Origin of the sequence: Legionella sp. km772, from assembly GCF_003989735.1 — a bacterium.
Lineage (GTDB): Bacteria > Pseudomonadota > Gammaproteobacteria > Legionellales > Legionellaceae > Legionella.
Genome location: NZ_RZGQ01000354.1, coordinates 1 through 1,295, shown reverse-complemented (window position 1 = coordinate 1,295; position 1,295 = coordinate 1). Strand labels below are relative to the sequence as shown.

Genomic DNA, 1,295 nt, shown 5'->3' with positions numbered 1-1,295 from the left:
TAGCTATGGCAAAATATCTTGGAAAACCCTTAAGTTTGTTAAACGAAAAGCAGAAACAGTTTATTGATGCGTTGACAGAGCAAACGTTAGAGCATGATCTATTAATAAAACAACTTAATGATTATATGGCGTTAAAATTAGCAGCAGATAAGGAATAACTATGATTTTGGATGCACTAGAAGAGTTTGGTCTTGTTAAACCGCTTTCAGAAGCGGGTTTTTATGCCACTGACAAGATAAAAAGACTACAAGATAAAATTAAAAATTTGGCACTCAATTATGGAAGTTTAATTGCTGTTAGCGGCACTGTAGGATCTGGCAAGACTACTTTTATTAATCAATTGATGCGTGATTTAAAGAAAGAAGGTAAATGCATAGTGAGTTACTCCTATAGTTCAGATAGAGAGGGGGTTAACGTTAAAACACTATTAACAGCTTTATTAATTGACTTAAATAAATCAGATAAGCCAGCACAGATATCAACCTCGCCTGAAATTCGAGATCGCAATTTCGTAAAGTTAATGGAAGAAAATAATAAACCCGTTGTTCTATTTATTGATGAAGCTCAAGATTTGCATGGAAACACATTATCGTCCCTCAAAAAGCTCTCAGAGATGGCGAAACTAAGTGGGCAAACATTAACTATTGTTTTAGCGGGGCAACCCAAACTGAAAAATACAATCCGCTCATCAAAAATGGAAGAGATTGGTTCGAGATCTTATGTTATTGATTTAGATGAACAAATTATTGGCAAAAAAGATCATTATTTACAATGGGCAATTGCTCAATGCATTATTAAAGATAAAAAATGGAGTGAAGTAATCACTGCAGAAGCACTATCACATTTAACAGCTAACTTAATTACTCCCTTACAAATTATCTCGCATTTTAATCGAGCATTAGAAATTGGCTTTACTGCTGGGGTAAAACCCATTTCTAAAGAGGTCATTGAACAAGTACTAAAGCCGTTTGGCAGTCTTATTGAGTCCAAATATGCTCGTTCTGGTTATAGAATAAGTACACTAGCCAAAATTCTTCATACTTCTGAAAAGGAAATTAACCAATGGTTTCTTGGTAAGCTTCCTGAGCTTAGAGTGGCGGAAATTCATAATGCTCTTGAGCAAGCCAATGTTATTATTTAGCCTTATAGAGATAACCTCATGACTAATCTGACTGATTTAAATCCTGAACTGCTGAATTCCATACGTTTGATTTTGAGTGAAGCAAGAACTCAGCTGAGTCATGCGGTCAATAAGACTATTGTGCATACTTATTGGCATGTTGGTCGTTTACTTA

Annotated in this window: 1 protein-coding gene; it reads left to right on the top strand. The window is 34.9% G+C overall.

All coding sequences use genetic code 11. The features are described from left to right. Positions 1-160: 160 nt before the first annotated feature. Positions 161-1,141: an AAA family ATPase gene (locus ELY15_RS15855; RefSeq protein WP_127101733.1), complete on the top strand. Its 981-nt coding sequence runs from the start codon at positions 161-163 to the stop codon at positions 1,139-1,141. Positions 1,142-1,295: the final 154 nt, after the last annotated feature.